The following is a 17,881-nucleotide window of genomic DNA, read 5'->3' as shown; positions in this document are numbered from 1 at the left end:
AAACTTCCCGATCGGGGAAACCGTCAAAAAACTTGCTTTCTCCAGCAAATCATCCAAACAGCCGGAGAAAGTGCTGTTGTCTTGCTAGGATAATTGGTTGAGACTATCGGGTCAATCGATCGACCTCACGGGAATCTTTCTGGCCGTTAAGATAAAATATCTAACTGGATATAATGCCCTTCAGTAATTTCACAAATATTGAGGCTCCAAGCTTATGATGCCCTCCGCTAAACTGCTCAATTCCCGCATATTCAAAGGATTATCGCTGCTGTTGCCCCTGACTCTGGCAGGCGCGATCGCCTCTCCCACCTACCCGCAAGCCGGGCCGCCCCGTACTCTCAGCGTGCGATCGGACATTCAAGAAGCCGACTCCAAAACCGGCATCGTAACTGCCCGCGGCAACGTCCAAATCAACTATCCAGCCCGCCAAATACAAGCAACCGCAGCTCAAGCTCAATACTTCAGCCGCGAGCGCCGGATCATTCTCAGCGGAGATGTTTACGTATTGCAGCAGGGCAACAGCCTGCGCGGCGAAACCATAACATACCTCATCGACGAAGGGCGGTTTATTGCCCTGCCAGACAACCCAGGACAGGTAGAATCTGTTTATCTGGTTGCCCCGGAACAAGATGCGGCAGCCCAAAATACAGTTGGCTCCCCACGTCCAACTACAGCCCCCCGGTAACAGTGGCTTGCAGCAGCGAAATTTCGCCTCAGCCAAAACATACTACTTGGGATAGATGCGAAATTTCGTCTTTATAAAACTCACAAACTTGTAAAGGTACAATTTAAATTAGAGACTCGATCGCACACAGCAGCAGTCTGAAATTTAGCTTGTAGAGCTTGCCGGGAGCGAAAATGAAAATTGTACTCGAAAATATTCACAAATCCTACGGAAAACGCAATGTAGTTAGTCGCGTCAACCTGTCGGTAGCCCAAGGAGAAATCGTAGGATTACTCGGCCCCAACGGTGCCGGCAAAACCACAACATTTTACATAGCAACCGGATTAGAAAAACCCAATCAAGGCACCGTTTGGCTAAACGATTTAGACATCACTAAATTGGCGATGCACCAGCGAGCGCATTTGGGAATTGGCTATCTCGCTCAAGAAGCAAGCATTTTCCGCAACATGAGCGTGCGCGACAACATTTTGTTAGTCCTAGAACAAACTCAAGTGCCGCGCTGGGAATGGCGCGAGCGAGTCGATTTTCTATTGCAAGAATTTCGCTTAGAAAAAATAGCATCCAGTTTGGGAATTCAAATATCGGGGGGAGAAAGGCGGCGGACTGAACTGGCCAGAGCATTAGCCGCAGGGCGAGACGGGCCGATGTTCCTATTTTTAGACGAACCGTTTGCAGGCGTCGATCCGATCGCCGTAGACGAAATTCAAACCATTATTGCTAAATTGCGCGATCGTAAAATCGGCATCCTCATCACCGATCACAACGTCCGAGAAACCCTCGAAATTACCGATCGAGCCTACATCATGCGAGATGGTCAAATTTTAGCCTCCGGGGCTGAAGAAGAACTCTACAGCAATCCTTTAGTGCGACAGTATTACTTAGGTGACAACTTCGTGCGATAGTCTTTTGAAGGCATTCCCCAAGCCATAATTTTAGATTTGAGATGTTAGATTGAGGAGCAAACTGCAAAAAGCCCAAACTATGAAAATAGCAATATCCAATTCTTTGAATCCCATCAACTGGCTGCCGAGAATTTCAGTAATGGACTGGTACATTACCAAAGAACTAATCGGGCCATTTCTCTTTGGCGTCGGACTCTTTACATCCGTCGCCGTCACAGTTGGAGCTTTATTTGAATTAGTCCGCAGAGTAGCAGAATCCGGCCTCCCCTACAGCGCAGCCATAGAAATTTTTCTCCTGCAAATTCCCTACTTCGTAGTATTGGCTTTCCCGATGTCGATGCTGCTAGCAACCTTAATGGCCTACAGCCGAATGTCCAGCGACAGCGAACTCATAGCCCTCCGCAGTTGCGGAGTCAGCGTATACCGATTGATACTGCCTGCTGTGATCATGAGTTTAATTGTTGCAGGCTTCACTTTTGCTTTGCAAGAGTTAGTTGTACCCGCCGCCAGCTACAGAGCTACTGTGACTTTAGACAGAGCCCTGAAGCGAGAAAAACCGACATTTCAAGATAGAAATATTATCTACACAGAATTTCGCAAACCTGAAAAAGGCGGCGACGAAATCCTGGCCCGCTTTTTTTATGCAGAACAATTTGACGGCCAGCAAATGAAAGGTTTAACAATTATCGATCGCTCCACCCCAGGCCTCAATCAAATCGTTTCTTCAGAATCAGCTACTTGGAATCCCTCAGAAAATACCTGGGATTTTTTCAACGGAACCGCTTATATAGTTGCTCCTGACGGCTCTTACCGCAATATAGTTAGATTTCAACACCAGCAGTTGCAACTGCCCCGCACGCCCTTAGATTTAGCGGCTAGAGCGCGGGATTTCAAGGAAATGAACATTGCCCAAGCCTTAGAGCGTTTGGATATCCTTAAAAACAGTGGCGACGAACCGCAAATTCGCAAATTAAAGGTCCGAATTCAAGAAAAATATGCTTTTCCTTTCGTGTGCATGGTATTCGGTTTAGTGGGAGCAGCTTTGGGAACTCAACCGCGCCGCTCCGGGCGAGGAACGAGTTTTGGTATTAGCGTAGTTGTGATTTTTACTTACTATGTATTTTCTTTCATCACCAGTTCTATGGGCGTGAAAGCTGTTTTGACACCGATTCTATCGGCTTGGCTGCCGATTATGTTTGGCTTGGGAATCGGGGGATTGTTGTTGGTGCGGGCCGCCGCTAGGTAAGTTTTACCAATAACATTGGGAATGGGTAATTCGGAACTGGTACTGCCCTTCTACTGCCCTTACACTGCCTTTGGCTCCCTTGCCTTCGACTAAGCTGAGGAGAACCGAAGTCCAAGGGCAGGAATCGCGTAGCCTAAGTATTGGGAATTGATAATATCGTTTTCGTGGCCGAAGTTCCTTCATTTAAGGATTAGAAAAAGTATTGATTTCGCCACCACCAATATAGCGTCCCGGAGCCAGGGAGCGGGGTGTAGCAAAAGTTTCAGGTTGAATGGGCTGCACGCCCTGATTTGTATTTTGGGGAACAACTCCAAAGTTAGGCTGCTGTGGCAAATTAAGCAGACTCGGTGGAGGTGTTTGAAATTGAGAATTCGCTGAATTGGGAGAGAATTGAGGGCTAATTATCTTGCTTCCTCCAATCCCACTCGGAAAAGGAGATGGGCCGACATTTGGAAGTAGAGGTATTGGCGAAGGTATGGCTACTGGAAGTGCCACAGGTTGAACTTCAGGTGCGAAGCCTGAGCCAGATAAATTAGTTTGGTAGGGATTTTTCGGCAAAGCCACCGTTGCAGCCCCTGCATTAATTTCGGGAAGGCTCGGTACTCGGGAAGTTAACCCCGCTAATGATTCAGGGACTGCAGCTGTCGGTTGTAAGAATTCTTGAGATTCCTTGCTCACAGTATTTGTCGGAGCAACAAGTGGGAGAAGTGCTGTGGGAACATTCACTGGATTGGCTCCACTTTGAGCTGTAGCGGTCGTTGGGAGCAAATTTGTCGCATTTCCTGCCGCCGGATCGGAAGCCGGTCGATCGAGCAATTTAGCCGAGTCTGCTGTTTTTTCAGCCGAAGCCGCCGTTGGCGAAGTGTTAGCAACGACGTATTTTTTCATAGCTGCTTGCAGCGGACTCAAAGGCAGAGAATTTTCGTTTTGTTTATCTGAATTAGCCTCACTCGACGCCTGCGATAAAGTTGCTGTCGCTGTACCCCCAGACTCAGGTTTGATCGTTTTGATCCCGGAAGTTAGTCTCCCGCTGCTAGATAAACTCAACGCTGATGTTGCATTTGAACTTGGCAAGGTGGAATTTTGGGGGTTATTGTTTCCGGCCTCGACAGCAGAATTTGCTAAATTTGACAAGGATAAAAATCCGCTGCTTCCTACCCGCTTGGAGGCTAAAGATGGCTGAGGAGTTTCTAAGTCCCGATCTCGAAGTTCGTCGAATAAACCTTTGCTTTTTACTACTGATGAATTTAACAAGTTCAGTTCAGAAGCAGTAGAGCCATTAAACTGATTGACTAGCACTGGTGAGCTGTCGATTTCAGCCGCAATGGCGGTATCTTCAGCAGATAGTCCCGATAGCGAAGCTGGAGTGTTTGAGGCTGGTTCTTCTTCGCCATCTATACTCAACCTTTCTGGATTTACAGAGACCTCCCAGATAAATAACCCGCCCGCACACAGCACGGCTAAGGGAGCCCAAACGGCGGGTTGCGTCCAGTGGCGCAACCGCGCTATTAGATAGCGGACAGATGTAGGAAATCGCTTAAAAATTGACATAGTTTTGCTTCCTTCCGAGCGTGCGGATTTAAAACTATTTTTCCTAGTCTACCACATCAATCTTGATTATTTTTGCTATGCGGGGGTAAGTGCGATCGGGAGCATCTCGGTTTGGCTTTTACTGTCGGTGTGCGATCGTCCGGCTGGCTATATTTATAGATTTTGCTGTGCGGGACGGATCGGACTCCCAAAAAACGTTTTTTACTTTCTGCATAGATGCTCCGAGTACGATCGAACTTTTGATTGAAAGTTGCGAAAGCTCAATGCAACCGATGAAAATCAATAAAGCACTGGTAGAAATATGTCTTGCTTTCCTTAAATCAAGGGGCATAAGATGATAAAATATTATGGGGTGCTGTGCCTGGCCTGCCGGGTCTGTCAGCAGATCGACCTCAAACCAAAATGTCAAGGTAAAATTGGCAATTGCTGAGAATAACACCCAAGGAAAGTTGAGAGGAAATTAATGAAAAAAGTAGTTGAAGTATTAGCAAATCGGGAACAACTAATAGATCGATCCCTCGAGATTGTGCTGTCGAAAATCTCAGAAGCCATAGCAGAACGCGGACTTTGTACGATCGCCGCAGCGGGCGGAAGTACACCAGAACCGCTCTACAGAGCGCTATCGGGCGAAGACCTGTCTTGGGAAAAAATTCACGTTTTCTGGGGCGACGAACGCTACGTTCCCCCAGAACACCCAGACAGCAATCAAAAAATGGCGCGGCTCGCATGGCTCGATCGAGTGAATATCCCCGCCAGCAACATCCACCCCATGCCCACAAGCGCCGGCGACCCCGCAGCCGACGCTGCGGCGCACCAAACTGAATTGCAGCAGTTCTTCAAAGTATCCGACGGCGAGTTTCCTGCCTTCGACATCATTTTATTGGGCATAGGAGACGACGCCCACACAGCCTCTCTATTTCCCGGCACAGCAGCTTTGCAAGTCCGCGACGCCCTAGTAACTGTCGGCAACAAAGACGGTCAACCCCGCATTACCTTTACAGTCCCCTTAATCAACCGGGCCCGGTGCGTCATCTTCATGGTCGCAGGAGCCAGCAAACAACCCGCCCTAGCTCAAATTTTTGCCCCTGCAGCCGACGAAATGACCTATCCAGCCAGACTCATTGAACCAGAGGGTGAACTTTGGTGGCTCCTCGATGCGGCGGCTGGCGAAGCAGTAAAATAGCCGACAGAGCCGCAAGCGTGCCAACACAGTCAGCATTATCACTAACTCAATCTTGCCCATCACAGCTAACGTCACGGCGTCAGCTCAGTTGCTAGTATTAGAAGCAATATAAGAATTGTGGCGGTTAAAGTTAAAATTTGACCATATACACGAGTATTTTTATGAGGCTGATTTGAAAATCTGGCCGATAGCAAGGAGAAATCGATGATTGTCTGTCCCAATTGCAATCACCAGAACCCCGACGGGGCCAGCCAGTGTGAGGCTTGCTACACGCCTTTACCTGTTACCGCAAGTTGCTCGAACTGCGGTGCAGCAGTTCAGACAGATGCAGCATTTTGCGGTCAGTGTGGCTTTAATTTGCGTCCGGGTTCCATAGTTCCAGAAGTTGAGGTGACAGTACCGTCCCCCTCGCCTGTAGGCCCGACAGTGGTATCCTCACCGGCGCCGGATTTAGTGCCACCCGATCCCCTGATGGCAATGGAACCTCTAGTTACCCTGAATAAGGGGCTTAACTTGGAAAAAACTCCTGCCAGCATTCCGACGATTCCAGATCCCCCGCCTTTGCCCTCGGTTCCTGTTACAACTGAATCGGTGGCAACACCAGTAACTATCTCTCCTCCGGTTCCGGGCCTACAGCCAGCAGGTGTAGCTAAAACTCAACTGCAACAGCAGTCGGCGCGCCTGCTACACGTTCAGACAAATACCCCGATGGAATTGCCTCACAGTCTGGCTGTGGTTCACATAGGCAAGCCAAATGATTTAGTGCCCCCGGATATTGATGTTTCGGGATTTGCTAATTCTGAGATAGTTTCTCGGGTACACGCAAATCTCCGGGTGGAGGGAGATGCTTGCTACCTAGAAGATGTAGGCAGTTCCAACGGCACTTACGTCAACAATACTCCGCTACCCAAGGGAAACCGCCACCGGTTGCGACCGGGAGACCGCATCTCTCTGGGCAAAGGAGACCTGGTTACGTTTTTATTTCAAATCTCTTAGAGCGAGTTTGGATTGGGCGATCGAAAGTCTAAAATCTAAAATCGCATCTTGAGGCGCTCTACCAAAACTCAATGCAGCCAATGTGATTAAGCTGACCTTGCTACATCCACTCCAGTCTATACCCGTCCGCAGTTGGATCTTTGAAGACGAGCAGGTCGTCCGGATCGGGCGTTCGACCGAAAACCACGTCGTTCTTTTTAGCGCTGTGGTTTCTCGTCGCCACATCGAATTGCGGCGCAGCGGCATAACTTGGGAACTGATCAATTTAGGTACCAACGGCACTTACCTCGATGGTAAGCCGATCGCTAAGGTTCCCATTGTGGACGGTCTGATCGTTCACTTGGCTCGCTCTGGGCCGAAAATTCAAATCAACGTAGGCCCGAATCAGTCCTCAGTCCAGTTAGGACAAATTAGCGTCAAGCCTAGGGAAGCTAAGGAAATTCACGCTCCCTCGGGCGGCGTGCACATTAGCACGATTCCTGTTCCCGACCACAAAGAAGTTGGCAATTCCAGGGAAGAGGAGGAGTTAACCCAGGCAGATAATAATCGCCATTATTCGGAAGAAGAATATTAAATCGGCTTCTTTGGACGATCGACATTTTTCAAAGGCGGCACTCAGGAGTTTATTTATGAGTACATCACCACAGATTGTTAGGCGCAGCGAACTGCAGGGCCGCCGCACCATCGACCGCAGAACGGCGGAAGAGGTCGGCAGGGTAGATCGGGTTTGGCTCGATGCTCACTCCCAGCGGGCGATCGGCTTTACTTGCAAGTCGGGCCTTTTGGGTAGCAAAAAAACTTGGTTCGCTTGGGCACAAGTTGATACGGTGGGGGAAAATGTTTTTGTCACCATTAACCCGGAACTGCCGGAATTGCATCAGCCGGAACAAGCTGTTTGTCCGATCGGGCTTGAGGTGCTCACGGACGCTGGGAATCAGGCAGGTGCAGTGGTTGACTACCTTTTTGATGTCCGCACGGGTTCAGTCACCCACTACCTATTTAAATCGAGCGGCTGGCGCGGTGTTTTAGACGACATTTACTTGTTACCTGTGGCAGCTATTTCGACCATTGGCAGCAAGCGGGCGATCGTCTCTGAAGCTGCTGTATCGGAGCCAGTGCAGTACTCGGAGGGACTGCACAAAAAAGTCGGTCTGGTAGCAGAGTTTTTACACGAAGATTTCGACAGAACTCTCAAAAATGTGGCCGGTGTGAAGCGGGGCGCTCAAAGTCTGGCGGAAAAATTCCAAGATAAAGCTCTCGAAGTCAGAGATGTAGCTCAAGAAAAAGTTGCAGAGTTGAAACGCCAAAGGGAAGAATCTGTCCAGCCAGAGCCGAAACCGGAGCCGCCTGACTCAGATTTGAGCTGAAGTTTGGCCTTCCCGCTCGCTGGGGGACTAATTGCCGATCGCATTTTCGGGCGGCGCGCGCGAGGAAGGTCGATCGGTATTTTCGCTATGAGAGATTGATGCGTTGTCGCTTAAAATTCCAGTGCTGCTCAAAGCATTGTATTTTAAAGGTATCGCATCAATAAGGAAAATGTTAGCAACTCAAAATGACCTATGCTGTTTGATACAATCAACAAGTATTTTATCTAGAGACCCCAGGATTAATAATTGGTTAACTTCTTTCTTTATAAACAGCGAGTCCTTGAGCAGTGACTGTCGCCTGATCGAGAAGTCGAATCAGCCGTGCAACCAGCGCGGGTCTGAGTTAAATTCTCTGGTTCATCAGCAAGAAAAGGATTATTTAGCCGATCAAATTGAGCGGCTCACCCATCGGCAGAATCGCTCCCTCACAGACCACATTAATCAAGCGGTTAAAACCGCCGTCCATCACTGGGAAGTTCACCCGACTAATCACATCGTGTTTGGTTGTTACCGAGGACAGCAAAAATTTGCGCCTGCGCCAAAAGCTCACCCTCAAAAGTTGCTTCAAATGCCTCAAGCAGCCAAAAGTTCGACTTTTACGGCAGATAGAGGGAATAGGGGCGCACTGACGACGCCTTTAAAAAGCAAATTTTTTGCAGTTTTCTCCCAAAAAATCTCTCTGGAAGTATCCCCGTTTCAGTCTGGCGGTGGAGTGTCAAAACATCAGTGATTACCTTAACTCTTTTACATCCTATCCAGTCTGTCCCAGTTCAAAGTTGGTGTTTTGAATCAGAACCGGTGGTTCGGATCGGTCGATCGAACGACAATGATGTAATTATTTACAGCGCTGTAGTTTCCCGCCACCACGTAGAGCTGTGGAATCACGCTAATGGCTGGGAAATTATTAATTTTGGTGCTAACGGCACTTATGTAGATGATAGACCGATCGCTCAGGTGTCCGTTGTGGACGGTATGACAATTCGCTTGGGCAATTCCGGGCCAAAAATCAGGATTCGGGTGGCCGCCACGAATCAACCGGGCAAAATCATTAAGCCACCGCAGCGCGAACTCCGCCAAAAGGACGAAGTTTCAAAAAACAGGTCAACAGCTTGGCCTGGGGGCGTGGGAATCCTCGAAGACGATGAACTTGGGGGGCTGACTCAAATCGATCTTGACTGACCTGCCGCTATCTATCTATCCCTGCTGGCTAGTTCCCACAAAGTGACCGATGCCCAATTCGAGCGTCTAACTGATATTGTGGTAAGTGGCCTGATTTGTGCCTAAATATCCCTATACATTAATTAACAGGTTATCTAGTAGGATGTCAGCCTTCTAAAGATAAGATTGGGGGGAGATCGATCGATATTAGCTCATTTTCGCTGTTTGCCCAGCGGCGGTAATCTAAGAGCAACTGGTGCATCAACCGCTGTTTGACGCTCAGCAGTACGCTTTTGAGCAAAGCATTCCCCGTTGCTTCTAAAATGGGTTTGGGCGTCAGCCAAAACGGCGGCGGTAATTCTACTTGCACTTCCAAATCCGCTTTTCCTTTCAAGTATGCTACCCCGCTGCTTTGGTGTACACAAAGCTTTCCTTTGAGATTGAGAGCAAAGCGATCATTGATATAACCCACGCCGAGAATTTCGCAGGCGACGGACTGCAAATTGATTGTGCCATCCGACTGGGCCCACACCCTCATGTCTACTGTGGGTTGAATGCTCAGCATCATAAATTGTAAGGGTCGCATTTTTAGGCGGAAACAGTCATCGCTTAGCTGTTGTGTGCGACTTTGATCAACGAGGGCGTTCACCAGTCGCCTCGGCTGGCGCAGATAATGTTGAATGGGAACCCGTTCCTCTGGTACGGCGATCTCGACGGATTGGGAAGAATTAAAGCGGGTATACATGAGAAAATATCAAAATATAGGATTCCTAAGCATATCTTAATAAAGTATCACCTTTTTTAAGGTGACATACGTAGCGCACTAAGTCGCGCGCCCAGCAATGTCATCCGAGAAATCACTGATTAAAGCTTTCTGGACATCGCTAATTTTTCATCATACTTCCTAGCTGATGAGAGTAAAGCAAACATTTGTAACCTAAATTGCCTCTACATGAAAATTTCGTTAGCGCAGCCCTCGAAGAGGATCGCACATCTCGGCCCTGTTGGTACAAATGCAGAAACAGCGGCTCTAGCTTATCTCAATTGGTTGAGTCTGGAAACTAACTTGGAATGCACCCTGTGTCCTTATTCCACCATTTCCCAAGCGCTAGAGGCATCTGCCGTAGGGCAGGTTGACTATTCAGTTGTGCCCGTCGAAAATTCGATCGAAGGCAGCGTGACTGTCACCTTAGATACACTCTGGCGACTCGATCAACTCCGCATTCAACACGCCTTAGTTTTGCCAATTTCCCACGCCTTAGTGTCTAATGCCAAAAATTTTAACGAGATTCAAAAAGTTTACTCTCACCCGCAAGCGCTAGCTCAGTGTCAGGTATGGTTGGGGCAGTTTATTCCCTCAGCTCAATTAATTCCGGCGAATTCTACCACGGAAGCATTGCAATATCTGGAAGATAGAAATGTAGCAGCGATATCTTCGCCAAGAGCGGCTGAACTTTACAATTTGCCAGTGTTAGCTCACCCCATTAATGATTATCCCGATAATTACACTCGCTTTTGGGTACTCAGCAGGAGTGGTGGAGAAATCGCCAACGTAGAACCAGGGGAACGCTCATCCCTTAAGTCCAGCACAACATCTGCTGCTAAGTTGATCCTCGATACTTCACCGTCTAATTGCACCCATACCTCACTAGCTTTTAGCGTACCGGCCAATATGCCGGGAGCACTGGTAAAACCTTTGGAAGTATTTGCCAGTCGCGGTATTAATTTAAGTCGGATTGAATCTAGACCGACTAAAAGATCACTCGGAGAATATATTTTCTTTATGGACGTTGAGGCTAACGCCTGCCAAGCATTTGTTCGAGCGGCACTCGAAGAATTAAAAAATCACACAGAAACTTTAAAAATCTTTGGTTGCTACAATTTACTGTCAGTAGTATAATTTTCTTTTATGTAGTATACTTTTTAAGTCAACCTTAGGAGGCTGGTGAGATGAATGCTGATGAACTTCTCAAGCGATACGCCGCCGGAGAAAGAAATTTTCATGAAACAAACTTGAAAGAGGCTTCTTTGCGAGAAGCTTTCCTAATTCATATTAATCTAGCCTGCGCGAATCTCAAAGAAATAAATTTTGCTTTGGCGAACCTAATGGGGGCAAACTTAATAGGTAGCAACCTCAAGAATGCTTGCCTGGTGATGACAAAACTCAATGGGGCTAACCTGAGCCGAGCCGATCTAAGTTTCGCCAGATTAACAGGAGCTGACCTGATTGAAGCCAAACTGAAAAACGCCAACTTGAGCGACACCAAAATGATCGGTGTTGATTTGAGCGGAGCTTTCTTGTACGCCGCCAACCTAATGGAAGCAAACCTCATAGATGCTTGCTTGGACAATACAAACCTCGAAGAAGCCAATCTAAGCGAGGCTAAACTGCGGGGAGCAAGTCTAAAAAAAGCCAACTTGAGGAACGCTTTTTTGTGTGAAAGTAACCTTGAGGGCGCAGATTTGAGAGGAGCTGACTTGAGGGGTGCTAATTTGAGCGGGGCATTTTTGTGCGGTGCTAATCTTGAGGGAGCTAAGCTAGATAAGGCAATTTTAAGTGGGGCTATACATTTTTGCGTCAGACAAGTTTGATATCACGCAATATCACCGGAGTATCCGACAACTAAGGACTAAAAAATATACTATTGACTTGGCTGAAAGTGAAGTCTATTTGCTGCTGTACCTTAGCAAAATGAAGCTGCATCTTGAGGATTTCTTTCTTAGAATTAGCTTGAGCAATCTTACTTTCCAAAGCCAGCAAGTTGCGGTTGAGATTTTCTACTCGCACAGTTTGGTAGTCTAAGTCAATTTTTAGTTCTGCCGCCTGATCGAATTGAACCTGCTTGCGAACCACGGCGAGGCCGACTGAATTCTCATCCTGTGTCTGAAGAGCTAGCAAAGCTCGCTGCTGCCACTGGTTGGCTTGAGATTCAGCTTGATTGTACAGCCACTGAATCCGCAGTTGGGCGGAAATCGCAATGCCAACAGCCTGACGCAGTTCTTTGAGACGTTCCTGAATTTCTAAGATTAATAGTTCCCAAAGATTCATCAGTTCGCTGGTAAATTCTTCGCGTTCTACAGAGGCTACCAGTGCTTCTAATAGCAACAAATTTGGTTGCATTTGCTGCGTAATTGTCTCAAATATTAACTGTGCTTCGGACATTTGCCGATCGTAATTTTTTTCTGAGACTGCACCGCATGAGTGCTTTAATATTTTTTCAGTGCTATCTAGCTTAGCTTCTGAATCTGAACTTGAAGCTACAAAGGCCTGTAATTTTTCGCGGGCGATCGAATTCAGCCTTTGTCGAAGCAAATCACAGGCCGCCCACTGCACTGGGCCTGTTTCGCTTTGACAAATCTTGATGACTATTTTTAAGCCTGCATCGCCGTAATTCAATGTCTCTCTCAAGGCGGCGATTCGATGTTCGCTGACAGAACTAGACAGCCGATGTTTAACTCCTGCTAGTCCGCCGAGCACTACACCGCCCACAGGAGGTGGCAGTTGACCGCCTCTAACTGCATCGTATGGTTTCGGTTGGTCGTGATTGTCTAACACAAGCATTTACTGCTATAAGGAACCTATCCGAACCTGTTTGAAGTTAAGAATTAAACAGATGCCAGTTCCCAAAAAGAATGGAACTGTAGGGCTGCGATCCAAACCCTTAGTTCATCAGTCAATCGAAAACCAAAAATCAAAAATCGAATGATTTGTGTGTAATTCTTTTTTCACTTCAGGTCAAACCGATCGTGCTTTTTCCTAGGCAAATTGGCTACTTGAGGGTATCTTTAAGTACAGTCCTCGCTGCCAAGTGATTACGAGTAGAAGTCAAAATTTCGGTTTCGCGTTCCAATCTCGCCGCAGTATCTTGCAATTCTAAAAGAGTTTGCTGTTCTGTCGCGGCGCCGTACAGGTAGCTGGCTACCCAGTAGGACAATTCTGTAGGCAAACTGGGAATGTCTTCGGGCAGGTCGATCGGCTGATCCATCAATTTGCTGGAGAGGCGAACTACATCTCTCAGCAGTTGTTCAACATCTTTCCCCAAAGGTCTGAGGTCTTGTTGCGGCGGTGCGTCTTCGATCCACTCTACCAGACCGACTAAATATGGTTTTTCCCGAACGGCGTCAAGCACTCGAAACCGCTGTTGTCCGAGAGTCATAATTTTCATGCGATCGTCGGGGAGGCGCTGACAGTGAATCACTTCGGCGCAACAGCCAACGGCAGAGACTTTGTTTTGGTTGGGGTCCCACATGAGTACACCGAAACGCCGATCGCCCTCCAGAATCGTATTCATCATGATTCGATAGCGAAACTCGAAGATTTGCAGCGGGAGTGGTCTACCTGGAAATAGAACCACTTCCGGCAACGGAAATAAGGGGAGTTCGCGAACTGCTACAGAGGAAGAGGATGCCATTGTCGCTCAAAAGTGACGGTACTTGCGCTTATTTTTCTTACTTTAACTGATTAAAGGCAATTCCGGGGCAGGAGCGATCGGGCTTTTTCGGTGGCAACGGAAGCGACGGCGAGCTATCTCCGGTGCTGGCAGCTTGACAAAGGCGTTATTGCATCAAAATGTTAAATATACCTTTTTGCTAAACTAAGCGATCCCGAAGGCGATTATAGCGACTGCTCAAGGAGCTTTTTTGTAGTTATCGCGCCTTAATTAAGAATAATTATTTAAGTTCGTGCCATAACAGAAATTATTGCTGATTATTAACTAATAACTAATACCTAATAACTTGGAAAATTTCAACAAAAAGAAGGAACAAGTTATTTAATTTTTGTTCCTTCTTCCGAGTTTCTAAAGAGTCAATCTACAGCTTGACTTCGATATCTACGCCGGCTGGCAAATCCAATTTCATCAAAGCGTCAATTGTTTTGGCCGATGGCTGGTGAATGTCGATAATCCGGCGGTGCGTGCGGGTTTCAAAGTGTTCGCGAGAATCTTTGTCTACGTGGGGCGATCGCAGCAAGCAGTAAATCCGGCGTTTTGTCGGTAGGGGAATCGGGCCGATCGCTGTGGCTGCTGTCCGATTTGCTGTATCTACAATCTTTTCGCAGGATGCGTCTAGAATTCGGCGATCGAAAGCTTTGAGGCGAATGCGAATTTTTTGTTGTTGAATTGTTGCCATTTTTGTTTCTTGAATTTTCGAGGTTCAGTTTGTTGTTTGTTGTCTGTTGTCTGTCGTCTATTTGCAGTTGTTTTTGGGCTAACTGCTAACAGCAGATTTCTGAGTAATAACTAATCACTAAATAGCAGAAAAGCCTGATTAAATTTGGTGGCTTTTCTGCTATTTAAGCTGTTATCGGAGTCCTACTTGAGGATTTTGGAAACAACGCCGGCGCCGACGGTGCGGCCGCCTTCGCGGATAGCGAAGCGCATTCCTTGTTCGATCGCGATCGGGTGAATCAGCTCAACAGTCATTTTGATCCGGTCACCGGGCATCACCATTTCTGCTTCAGTACCGTCATCAGCGGTGAACTGTGCGATCGTGCCGGTCACGTCAGTGGTACGGACGTAGAATTGAGGACGATATCCAGAGAAAAAGGGCGTGTGCCGGCCGCCTTCTTCCTTCTTCAGGATGTACACTTCAGATTCAAACTGAGTGTGCGGCAGGATGCTTTTCGGCTTAGCAATCACCATTCCGCGTTCAATATCCGCCTTTAAAATCCCCCGCAGCAGTAGACCAACGTTGTCGCCGGCCAAACCTTCTTCCAGAGACTTGGTGAACATTTCCACACCAGTCACTGTAGTGCTGCGAGTGTCCTTAAGACCCACCAATTCGACTGTTTCGCCGACTTTGATAGTTCCACGTTCGATCCGGCCTGTGGCGACAGTACCCCGACCAGTAATCGAGAATACGTCTTCAACTGCCATCAAGAAAGGCTTGTCAACTTCGCGTTCTGGGGTGGGGATGTAAGCATCTACTTCTTCCATCAGCTTGTAAATTTTGTCAACCCACTCATTTTCGCCCTTGACAGTCTTGGGATTAGCAAGCATCGCTTCGAGAGCTTTCAATCCCGAACCTGTGACGATGGGGATGTCATCGCCCGGAAAATCGTAAGAGCTCAAAAGTTCGCGAACTTCCAGTTCTACCAATTCCAAAAGTTCAGCATCATCCACCATGTCTTCTTTGTTCAAGAACACAACCAAGCTGGGAACGCCAACTTGCTTAGCTAGCAGGATGTGTTCGCGAGTTTGAGGCATGGGGCCGTCTGCTGCTGACACTACTAGAATGCCGCCATCCATTTGAGCAGCACCGGTGATCATGTTTTTCACATAGTCAGCGTGTCCGGGGCAATCTACGTGAGCATAGTGCCGACCTGTGGTTTCGTATTCCACGTGAGCAGTATTAATCGTAATACCCCGTGCTTTTTCTTCTGGGGCAGCGTCGATGTCGGCGTAGTTCTTAGCCTTTGCTTGACCTAGTGCAGAGAGAGTCATCGTAATCGCGGCGGTCAAAGTTGTTTTGCCGTGGTCAACGTGACCGATCGTGCCGATGTTTACGTGGGGTTTATTCCGTTCAAATTTTGCGCGTGCCATTCTTGATCTGTTCCTTGTTTTTTTTAGCGATTTTAGACTTGAGATTTTAGATTCTAGACTTTGGATTCAATCCAAAATCCAAAATCTAAAATCCAAAATCATTAGTTCCCTTTGTTCTTAGCGATAATGGCTTCAGCCACGTTTCGCGGCACTTCTTCGTAATGGCTGAATTCCATTGTGAAGATGCCTCGACCTTGGGTTTTCGAGCGGATGTCGGTGGCGTAACCAAACATTTCTGCTAGTGGAACTTTTACAGAAACTTTGGCTATCCCCTGATCCGTCTCTTGACCTTCGATCTGACCCCGACGCGAGTTGAGGTCTCCGATGACGTTCCCGATATAATCTTCGGGAACTTCAACCTCTACTTTCATCATAGGCTCTAGCAGCACTGGCGACGCCTTCATCACGGCTTCTTTGATCGCCATTGAACCGGCGATCTTAAATGCCATTTCTGAGGAGTCTACGTCGTGGAAAGACCCGTCTACCATAGTAGCTTTGAGGTCAATCACGGGATATCCTGCTACAATACCTGATTCGCACGCTTCTTTCATCCCTTGTTCTGCCGGGCCGATGTACTCTTTGGGTACAGTGCCACCAACAATTTTGGAGACAAATTCAAAGCCGCTTCCAACTTCCGTGGGTTCTAGTTCGATCACGACGTGACCGTACTGACCTTTACCGCCACTTTGGCGGATAAATTTACCTTCGGCGCGGACGGATTTGCGAATGGTTTCACGGTAGGCTACTTGTGGCTGACCCACGTTGGCTTCTACTTTGAATTCCCGCAGCATCCTGTCTACCAGGATTTCCAGGTGCAGTTCGCCCATGCCGGCGATGACTGTCTGGTTGGTTTCTGGGTCAACGTTGACTCGGAAGGTGGGGTCTTCTTCCGAGAGTGACTGGAGGGCTTTGGAGAGCTTCTCCATGTCTTGTTTGGTTTTGGGTTCGACAGCCACCGAGATGACTGGCTCTGGAATAAACAGAGATTCCAGAATCACTGGCGCTCCTTCTTCGCAGAGGGTGTCGCCGGTGAAGGTGTCTTTCAAACCCAAGGCTGCTCCCAAATCTCCTGCCCGCAGTTCCTCAACTTCTATCCGATCGTCCGCTTTGAGTACAATTAGGCGAGAAACCCGCTCTTTTTTGTCTTTGGTGGAGTTCAGGACGTAGGTGCCTTTTTTGAGGATACCTGAGTAGACGCGAACAAAGGTCAGCCGACCGTAGGGGTCAGCCATGATTTTGAATGCCAGGGCTGACAGCGGGGCGTTGTCGTCGGCAAACCGCTCTGCTGTGTCGCCGTTGGGCAGGAGTCCTTGAATTGGAGGAACTTCCAAGGGCGACGGCAGATAGTCGATGACTGCATCCAACAACAACTGAACGCCTTTGTTTTTGAATGCCGAACCGCACAACATGGGGACGATCGTACCTTCGACAGTGCCGTGACGCAGGGCCAAGCGGATTTCGTCTTCCGTTAACTCTTCGCCTTCGAGGTATTTCTCCGTGAGGGCGTCGCTGGTTTCTGCTACGGACTCGATCAGCTTGGTGCGGTATTCTACGGCTAGATCCTTTACTTCATCGGGGATTTCTACTTCCTCGATGTCGGTTCCCGTGTCGTTGTTGTAGATATAGGCTTTCATTTGCACTAAGTCTACAATTCCCCGGAAGTTTTCTTCACTGCCGATCGGGATTTGGATGGGTACGGCGTTCGCTCTCATGCGATCGCGAATTTGGCCGTAGACTTTGTAGAAGTTTGCGCCCATCCGATCCATTTTGTTGACGAACACGATCCGCGGTACTTTGTACCGATCGGCTTGTCGCCAAACTGTTTCGGATTGCGGCTGCACTCCCCCTACCGAGCAGAACACTGCGATCACTCCGTCGAGCACTCGCATCGAGCGTTCGACTTCGATCGTGAAGTCTACGTGTCCGGGAGTGTCGATGATGTTGATTTTGTAATCTTTCCAACTGGTGGTGATAGCAGCGGCAGTAATCGTAATTCCCCGCTCCCGCTCTTGCTCCATCCAGTCAGTGACTGCTGTTCCCTCGTGCACTTCACCCATTTTGTGAACCATGCCTGAATAGAACAGAATTCTTTCAGTTGTTGTTGTTTTGCCCGCGTCGATGTGGGCTGCGATGCCGATGTTGCGAGTTTTTTCTAGCGGGACGGTACGTGCCACAGCTACCTCCTTAATCTTGTGTTGCTGTTATAATACTATTATACTACACAGTAACCCTATTTTGCACTCCCCAGCGA

At 48.1% G+C, this 17,881-nt stretch carries 19 protein-coding genes; 11 read left to right on the top strand and 8 right to left on the bottom strand.

Going from position 1 to position 17,881, the window contains the following annotated elements:
* Positions 1-214: 214 nt before the first annotated feature.
* From QUA10_RS01560 to QUA10_RS01550, 3 genes are all read left to right on the top strand, one after another.
* A complete protein-coding gene (locus QUA10_RS01560; protein ID WP_333081237.1) occupies positions 215-685 on the top strand; it encodes an LptA/OstA family protein in 471 nt (156 codons plus the stop codon).
* Positions 686-858: 173 nt separating this feature from the next.
* A complete protein-coding gene (gene lptB / locus QUA10_RS01555) occupies positions 859-1,587 on the top strand; it encodes an LPS export ABC transporter ATP-binding protein (RefSeq protein ID WP_333034782.1) in 729 nt (242 codons plus the stop codon).
* Between the two features lie 79 nt (positions 1,588-1,666).
* A complete protein-coding gene (locus tag QUA10_RS01550) occupies positions 1,667-2,833 on the top strand; it encodes an LptF/LptG family permease (RefSeq protein ID WP_333081238.1) in 1,167 nt (388 codons plus the stop codon).
* 183 nt (positions 2,834-3,016) lie between these two features.
* Here QUA10_RS01550 and QUA10_RS01545 read toward each other — a convergent pair whose 3' ends face one another.
* Entirely contained in the window at positions 3,017-4,384 is a 1,368-nt protein-coding gene (locus tag QUA10_RS01545; RefSeq protein ID WP_333081239.1) for a hypothetical protein, read from the bottom strand.
* A 118-nt stretch (positions 4,385-4,502) separates the two neighbouring features.
* Positions 4,503-4,715 carry a hypothetical protein gene (locus QUA10_RS01540; protein ID WP_333086150.1) on the bottom strand — a complete coding sequence of 71 codons (213 nt, stop codon included), beginning with the start codon at positions 4,713-4,715 and terminating at the stop codon, positions 4,503-4,505.
* 132 nt (positions 4,716-4,847) lie between these two features.
* On the opposite strand from QUA10_RS01540, the gene pgl reads away from it, so the two are divergent.
* From pgl to QUA10_RS01510, 6 genes are all read left to right on the top strand, one after another.
* A complete protein-coding gene (gene pgl / locus QUA10_RS01535) occupies positions 4,848-5,567 on the top strand; it encodes a 6-phosphogluconolactonase (RefSeq protein ID WP_333081241.1) in 720 nt (239 codons plus the stop codon).
* 204 nt (positions 5,568-5,771) lie between these two features.
* Positions 5,772-6,563: an FHA domain-containing protein gene (locus QUA10_RS01530; RefSeq protein WP_333081242.1), complete on the top strand. Its 792-nt coding sequence runs from the start codon at positions 5,772-5,774 to the stop codon at positions 6,561-6,563.
* Between the two features lie 82 nt (positions 6,564-6,645).
* Complete coding sequence (locus tag QUA10_RS01525; RefSeq protein WP_333081243.1) at positions 6,646-7,137, top strand: FHA domain-containing protein; 492 nt, start codon at positions 6,646-6,648, stop codon at positions 7,135-7,137.
* Between the two features lie 55 nt (positions 7,138-7,192).
* A complete protein-coding gene (locus QUA10_RS01520; protein WP_333081244.1) occupies positions 7,193-7,930 on the top strand; it encodes a PRC-barrel domain-containing protein in 738 nt (245 codons plus the stop codon).
* 280 nt (positions 7,931-8,210) lie between these two features.
* Positions 8,211-8,660: a hypothetical protein gene (locus QUA10_RS01515; RefSeq protein WP_333081246.1), complete on the top strand. Its 450-nt coding sequence runs from the start codon at positions 8,211-8,213 to the stop codon at positions 8,658-8,660.
* Positions 8,657-9,109 (top strand): FHA domain-containing protein, encoded by a 453-nt coding sequence (locus tag QUA10_RS01510; protein WP_333081247.1) that lies wholly within the window; start codon positions 8,657-8,659, stop codon positions 9,107-9,109. The genes QUA10_RS01515 and QUA10_RS01510 overlap by 4 nt, the downstream gene beginning before the upstream one ends.
* Before the next feature lie 145 nt (positions 9,110-9,254).
* Here the strand turns inward: QUA10_RS01510 and QUA10_RS01505 are convergent, their stop codons facing one another.
* Positions 9,255-9,833 (bottom strand): DUF1997 domain-containing protein, encoded by a 579-nt coding sequence (locus tag QUA10_RS01505; RefSeq protein ID WP_333081248.1) that lies wholly within the window; start codon positions 9,831-9,833, stop codon positions 9,255-9,257.
* A 207-nt stretch (positions 9,834-10,040) separates the two neighbouring features.
* Between QUA10_RS01505 and pheA the strand changes: the two genes are divergently transcribed.
* Positions 10,041-10,988, top strand: coding sequence for a prephenate dehydratase (pheA, locus tag QUA10_RS01500; protein WP_333081249.1), 948 nt, complete (start codon positions 10,041-10,043; stop codon positions 10,986-10,988).
* 50 nt (positions 10,989-11,038) lie between these two features.
* Positions 11,039-11,680: a pentapeptide repeat-containing protein gene (locus QUA10_RS01495; RefSeq protein ID WP_333081251.1), complete on the top strand. Its 642-nt coding sequence runs from the start codon at positions 11,039-11,041 to the stop codon at positions 11,678-11,680.
* Between the two features lie 31 nt (positions 11,681-11,711).
* On the opposite strand, the gene QUA10_RS01490 is transcribed toward QUA10_RS01495, so the two are convergent.
* The 5 genes from QUA10_RS01490 to fusA form a co-directional block, all read right to left on the bottom strand.
* Entirely contained in the window at positions 11,712-12,650 is a 939-nt protein-coding gene (locus QUA10_RS01490; RefSeq protein ID WP_333081252.1) for a PspA/IM30 family protein, read from the bottom strand.
* 208 nt (positions 12,651-12,858) lie between these two features.
* Positions 12,859-13,500 (bottom strand): LON peptidase substrate-binding domain-containing protein, encoded by a 642-nt coding sequence (locus QUA10_RS01485; RefSeq protein WP_015174045.1) that lies wholly within the window; start codon positions 13,498-13,500, stop codon positions 12,859-12,861.
* Between the two features lie 400 nt (positions 13,501-13,900).
* Positions 13,901-14,218: a 30S ribosomal protein S10 gene (gene rpsJ / locus QUA10_RS01480; protein WP_006632193.1), complete on the bottom strand. Its 318-nt coding sequence runs from the start codon at positions 14,216-14,218 to the stop codon at positions 13,901-13,903.
* Positions 14,219-14,400: 182 nt separating this feature from the next.
* The gene (tuf, locus tag QUA10_RS01475; RefSeq protein WP_242724596.1) at positions 14,401-15,630 is read right to left on the bottom strand and encodes an elongation factor Tu; all 1,230 of its coding nucleotides are present in this window, start codon (positions 15,628-15,630) and stop codon (positions 14,401-14,403) included.
* A 101-nt stretch (positions 15,631-15,731) separates the two neighbouring features.
* Entirely contained in the window at positions 15,732-17,804 is a 2,073-nt protein-coding gene (gene fusA, locus QUA10_RS01470; protein WP_333081253.1) for an elongation factor G, read from the bottom strand.
* Positions 17,805-17,881 lie beyond the last annotated feature (77 nt).

The sequence above is a fragment of the Microcoleus sp. Pol8_D6 genome, from assembly GCF_036700965.1.
Lineage (GTDB): Bacteria > Cyanobacteriota > Cyanobacteriia > Cyanobacteriales > Microcoleaceae > Microcoleus.
The sequence above is the reverse complement of the archived record's forward strand: the minus strand, read 5'-3'. Positions and strand labels throughout refer to the sequence as shown.